Here is a 20,547-nt window from a genome sequence, read left to right on the forward strand (position 1 = left end):
AGCCTTTCCATGACCACAGCAACCGCGACCGACACCCGCCAGCCTGACGACATCGCACCGAGCGTGCTCCGGCGGTACTACACCAACCTGCTGAGCTGGCCGACGACGATCGACTCGGAAACCGGCGAAGTCCGGCTGCGCTTGGGCGAGACCATCGACGCGCTGGTGATGCGGGCAGGGTTCGGCGGCGAGGTGAACCACGAGCTCGTCCGGGCGATGATGCGCGCGCCGATCATCGTCGTGCCCGGCAAGAAGGCGGCCGACTGGGTCTTCCTGACCCAGCCGCGCACGCCCATGCGCCAGTCGACCGTTGACGACCTCATGGCCGCCCAGATCGGGTGGTACAAGCCGGGCGACACGGTCGCGCTGCCCGCGTTCGGCACGACCGAGGGCGGCCTGTTCTGGTTGCAGCGCCCCCAACCGGGCGGGGAACTCCCGAGTTGGGGAGCCGTTGTCGGCGCGGTTCGGCGTACCTTCACGCGGACGTGGTGACCGGCCATGACGATCGACCACCCCGAGCACCGCCACCCCGAACACGCGGTCGTCATCGCGTCCGGTGGCCTGGACTCCACCGTGCTGGCCTACTGGCTGGCCGCCCGCCACAGCCGCCTGACGCTGGTCTCGTTCGACTACGGGCAGCGCCACCGCGTCGAACTCGATCACGCCGCCGAGATCGCACGGCTGCTCCTGAGCCCGCACCGGATCATCGACCTGACCAGCTTGGGCGCGCTGCTGACCGGTTCGGCGTTGACCGACACCTCGGTGGCGGTGCCCGACGGGCACTACACCGACGAGTCGATGGCAGCCACGGTGGTGCCCAACCGCAACGCGATCATGCTCGACATCGCTGTGGCGGTCGCCATCGCGGTGCGTGCGGACGCGGTCGTCTTCGGCGCGCACGCCGGGGACCACACCATCTACCCCGATTGCCGGCCGGAGTTCGTGGAGCGGTTTGCCCGCAGCGTGCAGGCGGCCAACGAGGGCCTGCTGGTGCCGGGGTTCCAGGTACTTGCCCCTTTCTTGACGCTGACCAAGACCGACATCGTGCGCGTCGGCGAGGCGCTGGCGGTGCCGTTCGCCCGCACCTGGTCCTGCTACCGGGGCCGAGAGGTGCACTGCGGCACCTGCGGAACGTGCACCGAACGCCAAGAAGCCTTCCGCGACAACGGCATCGTCGACCCCACCGTGTACCGGGCCGCGTGAAGGAGTGTGAGGATCGTGGACGCGAAGCCCGCAGGCCCTGGGCTTGAACGGGGCCGTCTTTCCCTCGATCACGGCTCGCGCGTGTTGGGTTGCGAGCCAGGTCTCGGTGATCAAGGGAGCGTGCCTGCCGCTCAAGCGGAGCCGACCCTAGCGCACCCACCTGCCGTGCCACCAACCCCTGTCCTGCAGACGCACTCGCTGATCCCGTTGCTGGACGAGAAGCACCTGCGGACCGCGTTGCGGCAGTGCGGACGGCGAACCTCGGCACCTGGTGCGGACCGGATGACGCTCGGGGAGTTGCGGCGGCGTGCTTCCGAACTGCTGCCCCGGCTGGCCGAGCAGTTGGCCGAAGGCACCTGGCGGCCGGGCCCGGTACGGGAGGTGGCTTTCCCGACCTACACCGGCAAGTCGATGACGGTGTGCGTGCCCATGATGATCGACCGGCTGGTGCACCGCGCGCTGCGCAACGCGATCGAGCCGATCATGGAAACGCAGGTGCTGGCCGACTGGGTGTCCGGTTACCGGCCTCGACGCAACCGCATCACCGCGCTGCGCCACGCTGCGGCTCACGTGGAGGCCGGCTTGCGCGCGGTCGCCGATGTGGATGTGGCCTCGGTGTCCGAGGGCGCCACTGTCGAGCAGGTCGTCGACTGGTGTGCCCTGCACGTTCACGACGGCACCTTCCTCGACCGAGTGCGCACCGCGCTGGCCGCGATGCCGTACCCGATCGCGCCGGGTTCCGGGCTCGCGCCGCTGCTGATCAACCTGCGCCTATCCCGTCCCGACGCCCTGCTGGGCGGGCTGCGGGTGGTGCGGTTCGCCGACAACTACGCCGCCTTCGCCGCCGACGAGACCGAAGCTCACGTCGCCTTCACCGTCATCGCCGAGGCGCTCGCCCAATGCGGGATGCGGCCCAACGAGTCCAAGAGCCGCGTACGAACGCACGCCAACGTCGAAGACCTGTTCCTGATCGGGGGCTGACCACCATGAAGATCGAGTGGGTCGAGGTATCCGGAGGGACCTGCCGATTCGGCGACGATGCCCGGCCGGTCGAGGTCGGCACGCTGCTGTGGACGCGCACCCCGATCACCTGCGCCCAGCTGCGCGGTGAGCGCGGTGGTGAACGCGGGCTGCACCCGGTCACCGGGATGACCCATGCCGAGGCCACCGAGATCGCCCGCGCCCTGGGTGGGCGGCTGCCGACCTCGGCGGAGTGGGAGTGGATGGCGGGCGGCCCCGCCCGGCGGCGCTGGCCGTGGGGTGACCAGGACTGGACGCCCGAGTTGGCGAATCTGCGCGACTGCGGCCTCGGCACCACCTGCCCGGTCGACGCCAACCCCGATGGGGCGACCCCGGAGGGGCTGCTGGAGGTGGCGGGCAACGTCTGGGAGTGGACCGCCCGCGCCACGATGGGCGGCGGCGTCACGCTGCGCGGCGGCTCCTACGCCTCGCCCACGCTGTACGCGCGCACCACCTTCCTCAACGCCGCGCCCGTCGAGCTGGCCTCGCCGGGCATCGGGATGCGGGTGGTGCGCCAGCCATGACTCCCATCAGCAGGCTCGAGCCCGAGCAGGGACTGATCATCGTCTCCTGCAGCCGGGAGAAGCTGGTCACCACGGCCTCGGTCCCGGCGCTGGAGCTCTACCAGGGCGCGCTCACGCCCCGTCTGCGCGACCACCTCTCACCCGAGCATCGGGCACGGCTGCGCATTCTGTCCGGCGCACACGGCCTGCTGCACCCCGACGACCTCGTGGGTACCTACGAGCGCAAGCTGCGCACCCTCGGCGAAGCACAAGCGCTCCAGGTTCGCGTGTCCGAACGCCTGACCATCGACCTGCGGGACGAGGGGTTGCGGCACGTGCTGGTGGTGCTGGAGCCGCTGTACCTGGCCGCCGTCGAGAGTCTGTTCGACCACGCGCCGCCGCTGACCTTGACGTTGCTGCCCAACCCCGTCGACTGGACCGGGACGAGCACCGTGTTGTCCGGGTGGGGCTGGCTGTGACCACTTCCGAGTCCGCCTACGGCCCACTGCCGCTGCGGGAGGAGTTGCTGCGGCACGGCAACAACCACAGCTCCAGCACCCATGCCTGGGAGGCCGTCGCCGACGGGATCGGCTGGCACCAGCCCACCCCGTCGGACTGCTGGCTGGCATCCGCACGCACCGTCTCGGTGGTCATCCCCGCCTACCAGGTCGGCTACTGCCTGCCCACCGTTCTCGACGCCCTGGACGCCCAACACCACCAGTACGAGTTCGAGGTCATCGTCGTCGACGACGCCAGCACCGACGACACCGCCCACGTCGCCGCCCGGCACCGGGTGGTCAACCGGCTGGTGCGGCTGCCGCAGCGGATGGGCGCGGCCACCGCCCGCAACGTCGGCACCGCCCTCGCCACAGGGCAGACCGTGCTCTACCTCGACGGCGACATGGTGATCCCGCCGCACGTGATCACCGACATCGCCACCCGTGCCACCGACACCAGCGTGCTGGTCGGCTTCCGCCACAACCTTCGCTACGAGGTGCACTCCCAGGACCCGGCCATCCTGGGCCGCATCCCGAACCTCGCCGCCGACCACCGGGTCGTGTGGCGGCCACCGCCGAACATCACGCTGCCGTACAGCGGGATCACGCTGCCCGAGCCGCTCGACGGCCGCCCGCTCGATGACACCCGCGATTTCATCGACCTCGGGTATGGGCAGTGCTACTACGACTGGGACCTGCCCCGAATGGTCGTCACCGCCCTGGTCGCCGTCCCGCGCGCCGCCGTGCTCGATGTCGGCGGCTTCGACGCGGAGTTTGGCCGCCTGGGGTGGGGCATGGAGGACACCTACCTCGGGGCGTGCCTGATCGCCGCCGGGCTGCTGGTCATCCCGCTGCGGCAGACCGTCGGGTTCCACCTCGACCCACCCGATGCCGCCGAGCAGTGGCAGCACAAGCTCGCCGGCTGGCCGCGCACGCTGGCCCGCTACCGCGACCTGCTGATGCTGCCCGCGCCACGAGGCCGCACCCACGCCTTCACCGCATCCATGTCCGAGCTGCTCACCCACTGCGAGGGACGCCCATGACCACGACAACCACGACCAACGGCCGCGCCTCGGCACGCAGGATGGTCGGCTGCGGCATGCGCAGCGGGACCGGTGTCGTCTACGACCCGCTCACCGGCCTGACCCACCGAACCGGCCAGCCGATCCTCACCGGACGCACCGCCCTGGCCCACGAGAGCATCACCTCGCTACCGGAAGTCCACCCCGGTGAGCTGGGCGACGTGATGCCGGTCAGCGTGTGCTGGTCGCCCATCGTGCGCTGCAACCTGGCCTGCCCGCAGTGTCTGGACGACAAATCCATCCCGGAACTCGCCCGCGACGAGCGCGCCGAGGTCGCCGCCAGGATCGCCTCTTCCGGGGTGCTCGGCGTGGACGTCTCCGGCGGCGAACCACTGCTCATCCGCGACCTGCCCACCCTGCTCGATGTGCTGGTCGACGGCGGCTGCGCGGTCAGCGTCACCACCAACGGCACCCACCTGCCCCGCCGCGCCGAAGCCCTCGCCCGCCGGGTCGACGCGATTCGGGTCAGCCTCGACGGCCCCGACCCCGAGCGTCACGACCGGTGGCGCGGCGAGGGCAGCTTCGCCAAGGCCATCTCCGGCATCCGCGCCGCCATCGCCCACGGCATCCCGACCCAGATCCAGACCGTGCTCATGCGCTCCACCGCCGCTGGCCTACCCGAGCTGGTCGAACTGGCCGACCGGCTCGGCGTCCACGGAGTGACCGTCCTGCAGTACCTGCCCTTCGGCGAAGGCGCCCCGCTCGCCGACACCGAACAGGTACCCGACGAGCACGCCCGCCATCTGGTCGACGCACTCGGCCCCGCCGCCCCGGTTCCGGTGCGGTTGCGCACCCGCGCCGACGCCGCCGGGTTCACCGTCGTGCGCGCAGACGGACAGGTCTGGCGCAACGCCCCGGACACCACCGCCATCGCCGCCCTACGCCCACTGACCGGGCCGGTCAGCCTGGCCGTGACCGGACGGGACGGTTCGGCATGACCCGCACCGCACAGCGCGTGTTCGAGCACCAGCGCATATGGCGGATCACCCCCGAGGCCCTGAGCGACGCCTGCCTGCTGCTGTTCGCCGCCATCAGCCGCGACCACCGGAAGGTCGACCACGTCATCGGCATCGCCAACGGCGGCGTCGCCCCCGCCCGCATCCTCGCCGGCCGACTCGGCGTGAAACCCCGGACCGTGCACGCCCGGCACAACGCCGACGACGGCCTCTACCGGCAGGCCACCGGCAAGGTCACCGTCGACTTCGACGCCTTCCGCCACACCCTCGGCCGCAAGAAGCTCGGCGGCATGATCCTCGTGGTCGACGACATCTGCGGCAGCGGCGCGACCCTGCACAAACTCCGCAACGTCCTCACCCCGATCCTCGCCCCGGACACCCGAGTGATCACCGCGACGCTGTGCCTGAACACCGGGGCCCAGACCTGCCCGGACTACTCGGTGTGGACCGTGTCGGACTGGGTCAGCTTCCCGTGGGAGAAGCGCCCCGACCAGCCGACCACCGACATGCCCATCCCGGAGCGGGTGACCAGCCATGCCTGACGCCATCAAGCCACTGACCGTCGCGTTCGTCCTGGCCTCCTACACCCACGACGCCCCGGCCGGGATGGAACGCGCCACCGCCGCCCTCGTCCGCGGCCTGCGCCAGCTCGGACACCGCGCCCTGATCATCACCGCCACCGAGCCCGATCAGACCAAGGACCAAGAGGTGGACCGGGACCTGGTGGTGCTCGGCTCGGTCGGGGTGACCTTCCCCGCCGACGACGATGAACTGCGCGACGCGATCAGCACCCACGGCCAGGACGAGGTCATCGCCGCCGACCTCCGCGATCTCTACCGCGACCACCACGTCGACATCGCTGTCTACGTCGACGCCTTGTGGGGACTCGGGCGCCTCGCTCCAGCTTGCGACGGGGTGCGCACGGTGCTGGCGATGCACGTCGTCGGCCATGACCAGGACCTCGTGCCCGCCTTGGAACGGGCCGACGTGGTGGTCGCGCCATCGACCACCGTCCTCGGTCAAGCCCACGACCGGAGCTACGACAGCACCTGCTGGCGGATCGTGCCCAACGCCCTGCTCGACGAGCACAACGCGCCCGACGCCCACCAGCGCGAGGCGCTGCGGCGGGGCGGCCCGGTGCGAGTGCTGGCCCGGCTCGGGCCGGAGAAGAACGTCCGCGCCCTGCTCGACGCCGGTCGCCTCGTCGACCGCGGCATCGAGGTCGTCCTCGCCGAGGCCGGGTTCGAGCACGCCGCCGGCGCACAGGCCGCCGAATACCGCCGCTGCGCCCACTCCGCCGCCCACCTGCCCATAGGCAGCATCCGCCACGGCGGTCTGCCCTGGGACCAGGTCCAGCCGTGGCTCGCCGACGCCGCCGTGGTCATCGTCCCCTCGACCAAGGAGACCTTCGGACTGGTCGCCCTGGAGGCCATGAGCGTGGGCACCCCGGTTGTCGCCTTCGACGTGGACAACCTGCCCGCCCTCATCGGCACCGGGGAGGGAGCGGGCGGGATCTTGGTGCCCCGCGCCCACGGCGAGTTCGGGCTGTGGGGTGCCGCCGAAGTCCTCCTCGACGATCCGGTACGCTACGAAGCGCTATCTCGGGCTGCGTACTACCGCTCGCGGGACTATCTGCCCACCACAGTCGCCCATGACTTCCTCAAGGCGGTGCGGTGATGAACGATGTCCCTCTTCTGCTGGTCGACGGCCATAATCTGCTCTGGCGCGGAGCCTTCGGCTTCCCCGCCGCGATCCACTCTCGCGACAAGACCCGCGACCTGACCGCCCAGTTCGCCTTCTTCGCGCTACTGCGCGTAGCCATCCGCGAAGAGTTCACCGCGCCGCCCGAGGTGATCGTCGTCTTCGACGGCCAGCACGGCGCGGCCGAACGCCAAGCCACCGACAGCGACTACAAGGCCAACCGCGTCCTCGACGAAGCCGCGCTCAAACCCATCCGCGCCATCCCGCACGTCCAGGAAGCGCTGACCGCCTACGAGCTGGCCTGGATCGAGATCGACACGGCCGAAGCCGACGACGTCATCGCCACCCTCGTCACCCACGTCCGTCGCGAAGACCCCGATCGCCGGGTGTGGATCATTTCCGGTGACCGCGACTTCTACCAGCTCATTGACGACCACGTCCGGGTGCTCAACACCGCCATGAAGCGAGGCCGCCGCCACATCGAGCCCGACACCGTGTTCGATCGCTACCAGGTCCAGCCGACTCAGTGGGCGGACTTCCGGGCCCTCACCGGCGACCCGGCCGACAACATCCCCGGCGTGCGCGGCGTCGGGACGGGCACTGCCGCCAAGCTCCTGGCCGGCGGCCTCACCCTCGACCAGCTCGCCGACGCCGGGCGGCTCACCGGCACCAAGGGCAAGGCCGTCGTCGAAGCCTGGAACCAGGTTCTCGGCTGGCGCGACCTGATCAGGATGCGCACCGACCTCGACCTGCCCCTGCTCCCCACCGGCCGCAGCAGCCGGGCTCTGCCCACGCCCGCCGAGGTCATCGACAAGCTCGGGCTGTGGTGACTCCGGTGACCGCGACCGCGTTCATCCCGCCCCGCTCGGTGTTGACCGTGATGGCTCACCCCGACGACGCCGAACTCTGGGCAGGCGGCACGCTCGCCCTCTGCACCGCCGCCGGAGCCGACGTCACCATCGCCGTCCCACGCCACCCCGAGCCCCGCGCCAGCGAGGCCGCCGCAGGGGCCGCCGTACTCGGCGCCGGGCTCCACCAGATCAACGAGCCCACCGCGGCGGCCGTACGCGAACTCCTGCTGGATACCCGCCCCGAAGTCGTGCTCACCCACCCACTTCGCGACGTGCATCCCGACCACCGGCGCATCGCCGAAGCCGTGCTGGAGGCACTTCCCGAGGTCGTCATCGCCACCGGACACCCGCGCCGGGTCTACACCACCGACACCTACAACAGCCTCACCCTCGACGGCCCCGTTCCCGCCCACACCACCATCGACATCACCACCGCCTGGGCCACTAAACAACGCGCCCTGGTCGCGCACGGCTCCCAGCCCATCGCCGAACACTTCGGGCCGATGGCCGAGAACCTCGCCCGGCTGTGGGGCGCACGCATCGGCGTCGAACACGCCGAGAACTTCGTCCCGCTTCCCGTCCTCGGACGCCTGCCAGCGGCGGCAGCCCTGTGACCTTCGACTGGCGGCCGTCCGACCATGTGACGGACGGTTAACCGTCCAAAGACTCATCGCTGGTGCTCGCGGCCACTGCTGAGAGGATCTGCTCCCAGTCGAAGGCGGCAAGCCCGCCCTCCGCCCGTGTGGTCACCGCATCGGGGTCAAGCATGATCACCCCGCACTGTGTGAGACGTTCGACGCTGTCGGCGTACGCAGGATGCTTACGCAGCAACGCTTTCACACACGGTGCGGCGATGATCGGTATCTCGGCGCCGAGAAGCTCGTTCAACACACCGAGAGCTACGCAGTCGCTGATACCCGCAGCCCACTTGTTGAGGGAGTTGAACGTTAGCGGAGCTGCAATGACGATGTCCGCTGTCGGCAGCGAGTCTTGTTGGCCTGGTGGACGTGCAGTCACCCGCGTCAGGCAGCCGGTTTCGGTGGCGACCGCGTCGAGGTCGATCCACGAGGCTGCAGAGGGAGTGGCGATCAACGACACCCGCCATCCCTGCCCGGACAGCAGGGCAACGAACTCGTCGATCTTTAGCACCGGCGGCGCGGCCGTTACCACGAGGTAGGCAGAGCCACGGTCATGGCTCACGCCGTCACTCCGGTACGGAGAGCTAGTTCACGCAGGCCGGGTACTTCACGACGCCGTTCACGTGCCATCAGGTCTCGGATGAGGTTGTGGGCCGTACGACTGGTGTAAACGATCTCGGGGGCGATTCGATCGGTTTCCAGCAAGTGCAGCACTGCTAGGGCGTCTTCGTCGATCTGAGTGTGCGCCCAAGCGCTGTCGAGGTGGAACTGGGCTCGCCGTCCACGCAATCCCGTGGGCATCCGCGTGGGATCGAGTCGTTCGCTGGTGGCGAGTAGTTGGTACGGGTCATCCAGGGCAACAGCCGCCGACATGCGGTGAATGGTGACGTTGGTGGGGCCGAACGCCGTGTAGCCGATGTTGGCGTCTCGTCGGAGCTCGTCTGCAAGTCGCTGCGCCGTATCCAACCTCCCGCGGGCAGTGGCGATGTCGTTTCGCCGTGCCGCGATGATCGCCGCAATCAACGTCAGCGCACCCGCCCAACTGATGCGGCGAGGATCATCGCCAGTCACGCTTGCAGCCGCACCGATCGCAATTTCCTCCGCAGCTGCGGCTTGGTCAAGCTTGAGCAACGCGCAAGTCATCTGGTACGCCGCGGCAGCCTGTCCGAATGGATCATCAGCGTCGTCGGCAGCCAATCTCGCGCGCTCGGCGGCAGCCCGTGCCGCCGCGCCGTCACCTATTTTGGTTGCCAGCTTCGCTTCCACTACCGCGGCATTGCATCGCAGAATCAGAGCCTGGCGTCGTTCTTGGCCCCGACTGGTGGACATCAACGCAGTGATGGCGTCTGCGACGGTGGACAGTGCGCCACCAACCTCGGCGTACCGAGCGGCTTGATAGGTCTCGTGCAATCGCGTCACGGCCGCCGTGGTCGAGGACAAACCTTGCACAGCAACCCCATCCGAGCTGACTTCGGCAAAGTTGTCAGGCATGGGGAGCCAACGCTGCGCCAGGACCGAGCCCGTTAGTAGAGCTGTATCCCGCATTACTCCACGGCGGCTGATCGTTGCCTCAGCAGGGCCTTGTCCGAGCAGCACGTTCAGCTCATCGAGGGAGACGCCCAGCGCTTTCGCAATTCGAGGCCGCCGCCACGGTTGAGGCGTCAGAGCCCCACGTTCCCACCGCCCGACGGTGGAGAACTCCACACCAACAGCAGAAGCGAGCCCTTCCTGAGTGAAGCCCATCGCCTCACGTCGAGCCGCGAACGCCTCGCGTTTGTCGCCCACGTCGCTCACCTCGCTTGCCTGATTCAGCCACCAGCCTGGTTGGCGAGTAGCCAGGCCGCGTGTATGCCGATGCGTCCAGCGGTCAGGCTTCTTGTTCGATGCGCTCGAAAATGTCGATGTCCGTGGCCTTCTGCCAGTCGGGCAGGTCGTTCCAGTCCGCGACGTAGGACGGCTTCGGGTCCGGGAAGTGTTTGTAGATCTGGCCGATCCAGCACAGCGAGACGAAGCGGCCTTTCTGGTCGGAGGTGAGCTTGGCGGTGGCGCCGTCGGTGGCTCTGATGAAGGCGAGGACCTGGTCGTACACGGCGGTCGCGGCGTCGCGTTCCCACTCCGGGGTCTCCTCCCACGGAGCGATGTAGCCGGCCTTGGGTTCGCCGGGGTAGTGCTTGGTCACTCCGGCGATCCACGCCTCGCGGAACACGCGGCCACGGTCGTTATGCATTCTGTCGTCCTCCATCATGCGGCGCGGTTGCCGACGAGTTCGGTGATCTCGGCGTCGAGTCGCTGGATCTGCTGGTCGGTGAGCAAAGGAGCCAGGTTCGGCTGGAGGCCGCGCAACTTGCGCGCGATGACTCCGGAGCCGGTCTGGCGGGCGGTGGCCAGGGCGGCGTCGACATAGTTCGTAACCTGGTCAGGGTCGCGACGATGCACTCCGATCATCGCCAGGTCGGTGAGCACACCGGCTTTCCGGCGAGCGGTCAGGTCGCCGGCCAGCGCATCGGTCAGGGCGGCCTCGGCGAGGTCGTAGCGGCCCAGGTTGACATAGCAGGTGCCGCGTTCCTCGGCCAGGCGGGAGCCGTCGAACCGGAGCCAGCCGCCGTTATGGACGGATCCCCGCAGGTGCTGGACCTCGGCGGCCGTGTCGAGCGCGCGCTGGCAGGCGTCCAGGTCACCGAGACCGGCGAAGGTTTCTGCCTGCACGGCGGCGATCCACTGCCGGGTCGAGAGGGCGGGATCGCCTCGGCGGGCCAGGTTGGCGGCCAGGTCGAGCAGCGGTACGGCCTCGGCGAACCGGCGCTCGTACACGGCGATGAAGGCGTGCCTGGTCAACGCGCAGGCCCACAGGTCGGACGCGGCGGCCTCCTTGCCCGCTGTCGCCGCCAGCGCGTAGCAGTGGGCGGCGTCGGTGTACCGGTCGCCGTCGAAGAAGATCTCACCGGCCAGCTGGTACAGGTCGGCGGTCAGTTCGCACAGCTGCCGCCGAATGGCTGGTGTCTGCGGTCGGCGTAGAGAGGCGGTGAGCACGTCGAGTTGGGCCCGCGCCAGCGGCAGTACCTGCGCCTTGGTCGGCGACAGAGCGAACACGCGCCACAGATGGGAGTTGAGCTGGGCGAACTCCGCTGCCCCGGCCGTGTCCACCATGCCGGTGCGAGCCGCCGCAGCGAGCCGGTCGACATCGCCGAGAGCTGTCTCTTCAGCAGGCAGCGCGAGCAGCGCGCCCGTCATGCTGAACAAGCGCAGCAGGTCTCGACGGTTCATGTCGTCGGCCTCCGCAGGGTCGGGTAGTACAACGGCAACGGTAGAAGTCTGCCGGGGTGGCGTGAGCAACGCACCCAACTCGTCGAGGCTCACATCGAGCGCCTTGGCGATACGGTGGCGGCGGTACGGCTGCGGCGTCAGGTCGCCCCGTTCCCAGCGTCCGACAGTGGAGAATTCCACTCCCACTGCCGCCCCGAAGCTCTCCTGGGTGTAGCCCATCTGCTCACGCCGCGCGGCGAACGCATCTCGCCGGTTGCCCATGAACACCACCTCGCCCCTTGGTCACCTGCCACGATAGCCAGCTACCGGTCAAGACTGATCACCCGCTCGGCGAGCTGCACCCGTTCGGACTACCACCTCAGAAAAGTCGTTTATGCAGGTCACATGTGGTGCCGCCTCATTGTCGCCCAGTGGCCGCCTCATCGGCGCTCTGGCTGTCGTTGATCACCGAGCGTTGACTGGCCTGGCCTGGCCGCTGTCCGGGCCGGTGTCCGCTTCGCCGCAGCCCGAGTGTCCGGAACCGTTTTGCCGAGACGTGCCGCTGAGGGGTGAGTGGTGGTGAGACCGCACTCCGCTTTGGCGGGTTCCCACTCGCGGGTGCGCTGGTGGGAGTGCTCGATCCACCGCTGTCCGTGAGTGCGACGCATCAGCCCAACCTCGCTTTGACCCGTCTGGTCGAGGCATCTGGTGCGGCGAAGAAATCGTTGGCTTTCCGGCTCAACCAGCTTGCGGAGACCGCCGGGCTGAAGACGCACTACACCCACACCAGTTGGACGAACTGGATGAAGAGGGGAATGCGGCCAGCGCAGGCGGTACGCCCGCTTATCGCTCAAGTCCTCGAAGAACGGCTCGGACGACCGGTCAGCCTGGCGGAGATCGACCTTGATCACGATCCTGGGGTCGACTCGAGTGTCGGATTGGAGTTCCCGCGCGAGCTCGGTACTGCGGTGCAAGTCGCGACCAGGTTCTGGAGCCAGGTGGACCATCGCGACAACCGAGTCCCCGGCGTCGCTGTCGTCAACTACAACACCCCGGTGCGTCGTTGGCTTGCGCTTCCCGTTGACGACACCGCCGCCTCGCGGTCACCCGCAGCCTTCCGGCGTGTTGGGAAAGCCGATGTCGTCGAACTGCTCGAAACAGCCGAACAGGCCCGGCAGTGGGATTCTCGCTACGGGGGCGGCAACTGGCGATCGTCTCAGCTCACCGTCTGCCTCAAAGAGCGAGCGGCCCCGCTACTGCACGGCTCCTACAGCGACGCCGTCGGACGCCGGCTGTTCACCGCCACGGCGCAGCTCGCCCGGCTCGCCGGGTGGACCGCGTTCGACAATGGCGATCACGCCACCGCCCAGCGGCACTACATCCAGGCGCTGCGCCAGGCCCGCGCCGCGGGGGATGTCCAGCTCGGCGGCTACGTGTTGACCTGCATGGCCCTGCAGTGCAGCCTCGGCGGCTTCCACGACGACGCGATCGACATGGCCGACAGCGCGTTTCATCGCGTCGGCGGGCACGCCACTCCGCGCGTGAAGGGCTTCTTCAAGCTGATAGAGGCCCGCATCTGGGCGCGCAGCGGCAACGCCCGCATGGCCGACGGCGCCCTCGCCACGGCCGAGCGCCTGCTTGACGCCGCAAGCTCCCGCACCGGCGACGACCCGGCCTGGATTGACTTCTTCGACGAGCACCGGCTCGCCTCCGACGCAGTTGAGATCCACCGCGATCTCGGTCGGCCGCGCGAGGCGCAGCGCTGGAACGAGTTAGCCGCCATGCCTACCGACACCTTCGCCAGGGCGTACGCCATCCGTCAAAGCGTCCTCGGCAGCACCTACCTGCAGGAATACCAGCCCGATCTCGAACACGCTCTGGACCACGGCCACCGCGCCGTGTCCGCTCTCGCTGTTGTCAGCTCGGCCCGCGCGGTGGACTACCTCCACGCTTTGATCTCCCGGATGTCACGCTGGCGCACCGACCCCCACGTAGCCGAACTGACACGTCGGGTAAAGAGCGAAATATATGCGGCCTGAGTACGGAAAGAGCCTTGATCGTGACAACCTCTGACATACTCAAAATCAACCTTCCGAACCCTGCCCTGATAATTCTCGTCGGCTTGCAGGGGAGCGGCAAAAGCACCTTCGCATACCGGCACTTTGCACCCGTTGAGATCCTCTCGATGGATGAGTTCCGTGCCCGGATGTGCAACGACCCGGCCAGTCAGTCGAACAGCTCCCCGGCGCGCAAGCAACTAATTGACATGCTCCGCCAACGCCTCCGGAACAGAGTCACCACCGTGGTTGACTCCACGAACCTCCGCAGCGATCAGCGTGCGGAACTCCTCGACATAGCGGCCGAGTTTGAGATACCTGTGATCGCCCTGGTCTTCACCGCCAGCGTCGAGCGGTGTCGAGAGCGCATTGACAACCGGGCGAGCATCATCCGTGATGACGTCCTCGCTCGGAACGCCGATCTGTTGGACCAGACGCTGCGCGACATCGGTGACGAAGGCCATTTCGCAGTGTTTCGTCTTGGCAATGAGCAAGCGGAGTCAATCAGGTTCGAGCACGCCTTTCCTGACGATCCTGACCCGGACCGCTGGTTCGAGGTCGAGCAGTTCCGTCCGCGCGCATGGGTATTCCGGCACCCTGCCGACGAACTCCGGCGTCACCCTGCGGTTCTCGCCGAGGTACGGCCGACCTGGGACTTCATGGCACGCGTCGCCGCCGATATGGCGCTCGGCGCACAGACTGCGTCGGCGAACATGCAGGCCCGCGCGCAGGTCGGCGCTGAACTGCACGTACGGCTGCCGCACTGCCTGCCCATCCACCTCGTGGCCCGCCGTACCGGCTGGGAGCGCAAGCCGCCACACGCCGGGTGATCCGTGAGCCCCCTCGTGAGCCCTCCCGCCGCGATCCACATCGCGATTGCATGAGAGCTGGTCACAAGCAGTACACGACGAAAGGACGGACCGTGAGACCCCACCCAGCGAGCTCAACCCGAGGCGCGGTGAGCGACCTGGCTCGGGGGCGCTACCGCATCGGCGACGGCAGCTTCTCGTTCGCTGCGGCGCACCGCCTCACCAAACTGCCCGACGCCGAGAACAAGGCAGCGCGACCCCACGGGCACACCTTCACCGTCGAGGTCGAGCTCACCGACACCGAACTGCTGGCGCCCGGTTTCGTGGCGGACTACGCCGAACTCGCCCCCGTCGGTGAGTACCTCAAGCGCGAACTGGACCATCGCGACCTGAACGCCTTGTTCACCTTCGACACCACCACCGACGCGCTCGCCCAGCACCTCACCGCGTGGTTCCTGGCCCACATGCCACCCGAGCGGGGAAAGCAGCTCCGCGCCATCCACGTCGGCCTCGGCACAGCCACGGCGGCGTGCCGGCATGTCGATGACGAGTCGTTCACCTTCGAGGCTGCCCACCATCTGGAGGGCCTGCCGGGCGGACACAAGTGCGGCTGGCCTCACGGCCACTCTTATCGGGTGGCCCTCCGGCTGGACTCGCAGACGGATCCCCGCCGCCGCGCCAGGCTCCGCGCCCTGCTCGCCGAGTACCTCGACCTCCACCTGGACCACCACGACCTGAACGCCGTGCTCCCGTTCCAGCCGACATCGGAACTGCTTGCCGAGCACCTGTATGCGTGGACCCTCAGCCAAGCCAACGCACGAGAGGCCGCCGTGGTCCAGGCGGTTCGCGTCTGGGAGTCGCCGCGCCGATGGGCCGAGTTCAGCCAGGATGAGTGGAGCGGCCGGTGACGATCACGTTGGCCGACGACGAGCTGCTCGTCGCGGAGACGTTTGGCCCGACCGTGCAGGGCGAGGGGCCGTCGATGGGGCGTCGTGCAGTGTTCATCCGGCTGATGAACTGCAACCTGACCTGCCAGGACTGCGACACGCCCTACACCTGGGACGACACCCGGTTCGACCTGGACGCCGAAGGCACTGTCGCTTCGATCAGCGACCTGCTGGCCTGGGCGACGGAGCAGCCGGTCGATCTCGTGGTGATCACGGGCGGCGAGCCGCTGATGCAGCAGGGCCGCCTCATCGCACTTGTGCAAGGGCTCGTGGACGCTGGGCTACAGGTGGAGATCGAGACCAACGGCACGATCGCGCCCGCACCGGATCTGCTCGCGTCTGTCACCCGGTTCAACGTGTCGCCGAAGCTATCGAGCTTCGGCGCTGGGATGCCGATCTCGAAGCGGATCAAGGGCCGGGTGCTCGGCCACTTCGCGGCCAGTGGCCGGGCCGTGTTCAAGTTCGTCGTCTCCAGCACTGCCGACCTTGACGAGATCACCGAGCTCGTCGCCGACCACGATCTGGCACCGGTCTACGTGATGCCCGAAGGTCGGACCGCCGAGGAGGTCACGAGGCGGCTGGCCGAGATCGCCGACCCGGCCATCGAGCGCGGCTTCCACCTGACCACGCGGCTGCACGTGCTCGCCTGGGGAGACCAGCGTGGCCGCTGACCTTGCCGCCGGCCGTGCCGACGTGCCGCCTTATGAGGCCACCCGCGGTGTGCTGATCACCGTCGAAGGGATCTGGGGCGCAGGGAAAACCTCGACCGCCACCGCGCTGGGCGAGCGGCTGACCGCCGCCGGGTTCTCGACCTGCGTCATGCACTACAGGCCCCGCCACGGCGTCGTCGAACGCCTGTCGGACATGCTCGACACCGCGCCGCTGCGTCGCCGCGACGGACTTGGCGGCTACGACGCGGCGCACCACGCCACGGTCGACGTCCTGCTGCGGTTGTGTCGGGAGTCCTACAACCACCGCGTCCTCTACCGGCCGGTGCTGGCCGAGCATGACGTCGTCGTCATCGACCACGGCGTGTACTCCAAGCTCGCCTACGCCCTGGCGGTGTTGTCCGAACAACACCCCGACGTGGACCCGACGCTGCTGCTGGAGCAAGTCCGCGCGGTCGCCGCCCCGTGGTTCCTGCACCCCGACGTCGCGCTGTGGCTGGACATGCCCTGGCCTCTGGCTCGCGAACGCGCCATCACCCGAGGCCGCGGCGGCGGCAACCCTGGCTCGGTGGAGCGGCTGTTGTTCCTGCCTCGCTACAGCCACGCCTACCGCATGATCGCCGACGCCCTCCCCGACCGCATCCGGCGGATCCGGGTCGGCACCCGAACCACGCCGAGCGTGCTGGCCGAGATCGACGAACTGCTCTCGCCCGTGCTGCACACCCAGACAGGAGCGTTGCGATGACCGACACTCGGGTCCCCGAGGTCCTGCTGTTCTCCGCCGGGTTGGACTCTTACCCCGCCTGGCACTACCTCGGCCGCCCGCCGGGCCTGTACTTCGACCTCGATCATCGCTACGCCCGTCAGGAACGCGCGGCCATCGCCGCGCTCGCCGACGCCGCCGGGATCGAGGTCGAGATCAGCGACGAACTGCGGCTCGGGGCGTGGGAAGCCGAGGACGCGATCATCCCGCTGCGCAACGTGCACCTGGCGATGCTCGCGGCCAACCGCGCCGAAGTGGTGTGGTGCATCGGTGTCAAGGGCGATCACACCCTCGACAAGAGCCGCGAGGCGTTCGCCGACATGGGCCGGTTCATCGCCCGTTTCTCGGAGCAGCCGACCCGAGTCGACAGCCCGTTCTGGGACATGACCAAGACCGAGATCATCGCCTGGTACCTCGCGCAGGGCCTGCCGCTAGACCACTTGCTGCTGACGTTCTCCTGCAGCCGCACCGACGGCAGCACCGTGCATTGCGGCCGGTGCCCCAGTTGCCTGCGCCGCTGGACGTCCCTGGTCAACAACGGCGTCGAGGCCGAGTTCGAGCAGCAGCCCTGGACCTGGGACCGGGTCCGCGAGTTCTACATCCCGGCCATGCGCGATGGCCGATACCCCGACCACCGGGCTCATGAGTTCTTCGCCGCGCTGGCCACCGTCGGCGCGGCTATGGCCAGCTGACCAACCCTGCCGACCCTCGATCGAGGAGCATCTCCATGAAGGCATACATCGCCGCACCGCTGTTCTGCGACGCGGAGAAAGGTTTCAACCTCCAGGTCGACGCCGCGGTACGTGCCCTCGGCCTCGACACCTTTCTGCCCCAGCGTGACGGCGGCGAAGCCGCCCCCTTGGTCCGCCAGGGCCTGGACGAGGACACCGTCCGGCGCCGGCTCTACGAGCTGGACTGCGCCGCGATCACCGAGTGCGCGATCTTCGTGTTCATCCTCGACGGCCGTGTCCCCGACGAGGGCGGCTGCGTGGAACTCGGTATGGCTCGCGCCTGCGGCGCGGACTGCTTCGGGCTGCAGACCGATTCCCGCCGCTTCGGCGGCACCGACTCCAACAACCTGATGATCGACTACTCGCTCAACGGCGGCATCGCCCGCTCGATCGACGAGCTCAGCGACATGCTGCGCGCCCACCTCGACGCGCTGACGCCCGTTGCCTGACCGAAACCTCCAGCTTGCCAAATCACTGATTCGACAAGGAGTCTCGCCATGCCCCTAGGCGTCAATCTTTGCTTCGCCGTCAAGCGGATGCCGGAACCGGAACGCTGGGCCGCGTTCGTACGCGAAGAGCTCGGCCTCGACCGGGTGCAGTTCACGTTCGACCTGCTCGACCCCTGGTGGCCCGACGAGCAGCGCGCCCGGCTGGCCTGCCGGGTACGCGACGCCGCCGCGGCGTACGACCTGGTCATCGACTCGTGCTTCGTCGGACTGGCGCACTACGTGCCCAGCGGCCTGCTCGACCCGGACGCCGACGCCCGCGCCGCCGCCCTGACCTGGTGGCAACGCGCCATCGACCTCACCGCCGAACTCGGCGCTCCGGCCGTCGGAGGTCCGATGGGCACTATCAGCGAGGCCGACGCCGCCGACACCAACCGCCGCAACGACCGCCAGAACGAGCTCGTCGACCACCTCGAACGACTCGCCCGCCGCGCCGCCGACAGCGGAGTACGCGAGCTGCTGGTCGAGCCGACCCCAATCCTGCGGGAGTACCCGGCCTACATCGACCACTGCCAGACCCTGCTGAACACCCTGCGCGGGCGCGGGGTCGACAACGTCGGGCTCACGCTGGATACCGGGCACACGATGTTCCAACGGCTGCACGGTGCCGACGCCGGGATCGAGAGCTGGATCCACAACCTCGGCTCGCGCATCCGACAGATCCACCTGGACAACACCGACGGCCACGGCGACCCGCACTGGGGCTGGCCGCACCCGCAGGGCACGTTTGACGTCGGCGCCCTCGCCGCCTGCCTGGCCGACAACAACCTCTCCGACATCTCGGTGATCCTGGAGGTCTACCCGCGGTTCGAGGACAACACCGCCGAGGTGCTGAAGCTGATCGCCAGCTCCGTCGAACACTGCCGCGCCCACTTCCCCGTCGACGCCCAGGTGGTCCGCGATGCTGCCGCTGGCTGAGCTGTACCCGCGCGACCGGCTCGCGGTCGAGGTGTCGCTGTGGTCGGCCGACCTGGCCGACCTGGGCGCGGACGTCGCTCGGCTGGCCCCCTACGCCGACGTCTTCCACATCGACGCCTCCGACACCCGCTTCGTGCCCAGCCCGCTGTTCTTCCCAGACCTCATCGCGGCGCTGCGACCGCACACGGAGGTGCCGTTCCACGTCCACATCATGGCCGAGCGCGCCCTGCCCCTGGTCGAAGCGTTCGCCCAAGCCGGGGTGGACCTGCTGTCCGTACACGCGGAGGCCGACGACGTCCGCGACGCCCTGCACGCAGTCCGCGCGCTGGGCGGCACCGCTGGCATCGCACTGCGCCTGGACACACCCGTCGACACCATCGCCGCGTACCTCGACGACGTTGACTTCGTGGTCCTCATCGGCACACCGCTGGGCACCAAGGGCACCACGATGGACCCGACGGCGCCGGATCGCCTCCGGCGCCTACGGGCGCTGGCCGCCCGCACCGGCCGAGACCAGCTTCGTGTCATCGCCGACGGCGGCATCCGCGAGGACACCGTTCCCTCGCTCGCCGACGCCGGCGCCGACGCCGTGGTCGCCGGATCGTTGTTGCTGGGCAGCGACGACCTCGCGGCCACCACCACATGGCTGCACAACCAGCGGCGCGACCCGACGTTCGACGGACAGCGTGCCGAGGAGCGGACGACACCGGCCGCGGCAGGCCCGCTGGAGAGCTGGGTGGTCAGCGTCGACCTGTGGGGAACGCTGATCACCTACGGCGACCGCGATGCCGAGGCCGCCTGGCGGATCCGCGAGTTCGAGACCGTGCTCGCCGACTTCGGCCACGACCTGCCCTCGGACCAGATCCGTGAGGCGATCCTCACCGTGCGCGCGGACACCCAGCAACGCCAACGCACGACCGGCGAACAACCTCCGGTGCGCGGCCAAGTCGAGCAGATGCTCACCGTCATGGACCTGGCCCCGGACACGAGGCTGGTCGACACCCTGCTCGTGCCGCACACCCACGCGGTCCTGCGGGCGTGCCCCGACCTCATCCCCGGCGCGCACAACGCGCTCTGGGCACTGAGGCAGGCCGGAGCCCGGCTCGTGCTGACCTCCAACACCCTCGCCACCCCGGCGTCCGTGTCCCGTCTCATCCTCGACGACCACGACCTGGGCACGGTGTTCGACGAGACCGTCTTCTCCTCCGATGTCGGGCTGGCCAAGCCTCGCCGCGAGATGTTCGCCGCGGTCGCCGCCGCCGCGGGCGCGGACCTGGACCGAGTGGTGCACGTCGGCAACAGCCTGACCACCGACATCCAGGGCGCGCTGAACGCTGGATGCCGCGCGGTGCTGTTCAACCCGCGCGGCAAACCCTGCCCCGCCGGCGTGCGGGCTATCACCACCCTCGACCAGATGCCCGACGCCGTCCTGGCGACCTGCGCCTGACCCACCA

At 68.9% G+C, this 20,547-nt stretch carries 24 protein-coding genes; 20 read left to right on the top strand and 4 right to left on the bottom strand.

Annotated elements, in window-relative coordinates:
- Positions 1-9 precede the first annotated feature (9 nt).
- The 11 genes from BN1701_RS01085 (at position 10) to BN1701_RS01135 (ending at position 8,427) form a co-directional block, all read left to right on the top strand.
- Positions 10-492 carry a hypothetical protein gene (locus BN1701_RS01085; RefSeq protein WP_231949400.1) on the top strand — a complete coding sequence of 161 codons (483 nt, stop codon included), beginning with the start codon at positions 10-12 and terminating at the stop codon, positions 490-492.
- 6 nt (positions 493-498) lie between these two features.
- Positions 499-1,203: a 7-cyano-7-deazaguanine synthase QueC gene (queC, locus tag BN1701_RS01090; RefSeq protein WP_054044603.1), complete on the top strand. Its 705-nt coding sequence runs from the start codon at positions 499-501 to the stop codon at positions 1,201-1,203.
- A 165-nt stretch (positions 1,204-1,368) separates the two neighbouring features.
- On the top strand, positions 1,369-2,184 hold the full coding sequence (locus BN1701_RS01095) for a Retron-type reverse transcriptase (protein WP_231949402.1): 816 nt from the start codon (positions 1,369-1,371) through the stop codon (positions 2,182-2,184).
- A gap of 5 nt (positions 2,185-2,189) precedes the next feature.
- A complete protein-coding gene (locus BN1701_RS01100) occupies positions 2,190-2,747 on the top strand; it encodes an SUMF1/EgtB/PvdO family nonheme iron enzyme (RefSeq protein WP_054044605.1) in 558 nt (185 codons plus the stop codon).
- A complete protein-coding gene (locus BN1701_RS01105; protein ID WP_054044606.1) occupies positions 2,744-3,205 on the top strand; it encodes a DUF6884 domain-containing protein in 462 nt (153 codons plus the stop codon). Before BN1701_RS01100 ends, BN1701_RS01105 begins: the two co-directional genes overlap by 4 nt.
- Positions 3,202-4,266 (top strand): glycosyltransferase family 2 protein, encoded by a 1,065-nt coding sequence (locus tag BN1701_RS01110; RefSeq protein ID WP_054055529.1) that lies wholly within the window; start codon positions 3,202-3,204, stop codon positions 4,264-4,266. The genes BN1701_RS01105 and BN1701_RS01110 overlap by 4 nt, the downstream gene beginning before the upstream one ends.
- Positions 4,263-5,243: a radical SAM protein gene (locus BN1701_RS01115; RefSeq protein WP_082859593.1), complete on the top strand. Its 981-nt coding sequence runs from the start codon at positions 4,263-4,265 to the stop codon at positions 5,241-5,243. Before BN1701_RS01110 ends, BN1701_RS01115 begins: the two co-directional genes overlap by 4 nt.
- Entirely contained in the window at positions 5,240-5,803 is a 564-nt protein-coding gene (locus BN1701_RS01120) for a phosphoribosyltransferase (RefSeq protein ID WP_054044609.1), read from the top strand. Before BN1701_RS01115 ends, BN1701_RS01120 begins: the two co-directional genes overlap by 4 nt.
- Entirely contained in the window at positions 5,796-6,938 is a 1,143-nt protein-coding gene (locus tag BN1701_RS01125; protein WP_054044611.1) for a glycosyltransferase family 4 protein, read from the top strand. The genes BN1701_RS01120 and BN1701_RS01125 overlap by 8 nt, the downstream gene beginning before the upstream one ends.
- Complete coding sequence (locus BN1701_RS01130; RefSeq protein WP_054044612.1) at positions 6,938-7,792, top strand: 5'-3' exonuclease H3TH domain-containing protein; 855 nt, start codon at positions 6,938-6,940, stop codon at positions 7,790-7,792. The genes BN1701_RS01125 and BN1701_RS01130 overlap by 1 nt, the downstream gene beginning before the upstream one ends.
- Before the next feature lie 5 nt (positions 7,793-7,797).
- Positions 7,798-8,427 carry a PIG-L deacetylase family protein gene (locus tag BN1701_RS01135; RefSeq protein WP_054055531.1) on the top strand — a complete coding sequence of 210 codons (630 nt, stop codon included), beginning with the start codon at positions 7,798-7,800 and terminating at the stop codon, positions 8,425-8,427.
- Positions 8,428-8,464: 37 nt separating this feature from the next.
- Here BN1701_RS01135 and BN1701_RS01140 read toward each other — a convergent pair whose 3' ends face one another.
- The 4 genes from BN1701_RS01140 to BN1701_RS01155 form a co-directional block, all read right to left on the bottom strand.
- On the bottom strand, positions 8,465-9,013 hold the full coding sequence (locus BN1701_RS01140) for a flavoprotein (protein WP_054044614.1): 549 nt from the start codon (positions 9,011-9,013) through the stop codon (positions 8,465-8,467).
- Entirely contained in the window at positions 9,010-10,236 is a 1,227-nt protein-coding gene (locus tag BN1701_RS01145) for a helix-turn-helix domain-containing protein (protein ID WP_082860237.1), read from the bottom strand. Before BN1701_RS01145 ends, BN1701_RS01140 begins: the two co-directional genes overlap by 4 nt.
- An 82-nt stretch (positions 10,237-10,318) precedes the next feature.
- Positions 10,319-10,678, bottom strand: a complete 360-nt coding sequence (locus BN1701_RS01150) for a hypothetical protein (RefSeq protein WP_054055533.1) — start codon at positions 10,676-10,678, stop codon at positions 10,319-10,321.
- Positions 10,679-10,692: 14 nt separating this feature from the next.
- Positions 10,693-11,976, bottom strand: a complete 1,284-nt coding sequence (locus tag BN1701_RS01155; protein WP_054055534.1) for a helix-turn-helix domain-containing protein — start codon at positions 11,974-11,976, stop codon at positions 10,693-10,695.
- 344 nt (positions 11,977-12,320) lie between these two features.
- Between BN1701_RS01155 and BN1701_RS01160 the strand changes: the two genes are divergently transcribed.
- The 9 genes from BN1701_RS01160 (at position 12,321) to BN1701_RS37065 (ending at position 20,540) form a co-directional block, all read left to right on the top strand.
- Entirely contained in the window at positions 12,321-13,733 is a 1,413-nt protein-coding gene (locus BN1701_RS01160) for a sporulation protein (RefSeq protein WP_231949404.1), read from the top strand.
- Positions 13,734-13,753: 20 nt separating this feature from the next.
- Complete coding sequence (locus tag BN1701_RS01165; RefSeq protein WP_172803169.1) at positions 13,754-14,581, top strand: ATP-binding protein; 828 nt, start codon at positions 13,754-13,756, stop codon at positions 14,579-14,581.
- 128 nt (positions 14,582-14,709) lie between these two features.
- The gene (locus BN1701_RS35135; RefSeq protein ID WP_172803170.1) at positions 14,710-15,468 is read left to right on the top strand and encodes a 6-carboxytetrahydropterin synthase; all 759 of its coding nucleotides are present in this window, start codon (positions 14,710-14,712) and stop codon (positions 15,466-15,468) included.
- Positions 15,465-16,178 (top strand): 7-carboxy-7-deazaguanine synthase QueE, encoded by a 714-nt coding sequence (locus tag BN1701_RS01175; protein WP_054055536.1) that lies wholly within the window; start codon positions 15,465-15,467, stop codon positions 16,176-16,178. Before BN1701_RS35135 ends, BN1701_RS01175 begins: the two co-directional genes overlap by 4 nt.
- Entirely contained in the window at positions 16,168-16,920 is a 753-nt protein-coding gene (locus BN1701_RS01180) for a hypothetical protein (protein ID WP_054044619.1), read from the top strand. Before BN1701_RS01175 ends, BN1701_RS01180 begins: the two co-directional genes overlap by 11 nt.
- Complete coding sequence (locus BN1701_RS01185) at positions 16,917-17,630, top strand: 7-cyano-7-deazaguanine synthase (protein ID WP_054044621.1); 714 nt, start codon at positions 16,917-16,919, stop codon at positions 17,628-17,630. Before BN1701_RS01180 ends, BN1701_RS01185 begins: the two co-directional genes overlap by 4 nt.
- Positions 17,631-17,665: 35 nt before the next feature.
- Positions 17,666-18,118, top strand: coding sequence for a nucleoside 2-deoxyribosyltransferase (locus BN1701_RS01190; protein ID WP_054044623.1), 453 nt, complete (start codon positions 17,666-17,668; stop codon positions 18,116-18,118).
- Positions 18,119-18,166: 48 nt separating this feature from the next.
- Positions 18,167-19,093, top strand: a complete 927-nt coding sequence (locus tag BN1701_RS01195; protein ID WP_054044625.1) for a sugar phosphate isomerase/epimerase — start codon at positions 18,167-18,169, stop codon at positions 19,091-19,093.
- Positions 19,077-20,540 carry an HAD-IA family hydrolase gene (locus BN1701_RS37065; RefSeq protein WP_231949407.1) on the top strand — a complete coding sequence of 488 codons (1,464 nt, stop codon included), beginning with the start codon at positions 19,077-19,079 and terminating at the stop codon, positions 20,538-20,540. The genes BN1701_RS01195 and BN1701_RS37065 overlap by 17 nt, the downstream gene beginning before the upstream one ends.
- Positions 20,541-20,547 lie beyond the last annotated feature (7 nt).

The organism is Alloactinosynnema sp. L-07, assembly GCF_900070365.1.
GTDB lineage: Bacteria > Actinomycetota > Actinomycetes > Mycobacteriales > Pseudonocardiaceae > Actinokineospora.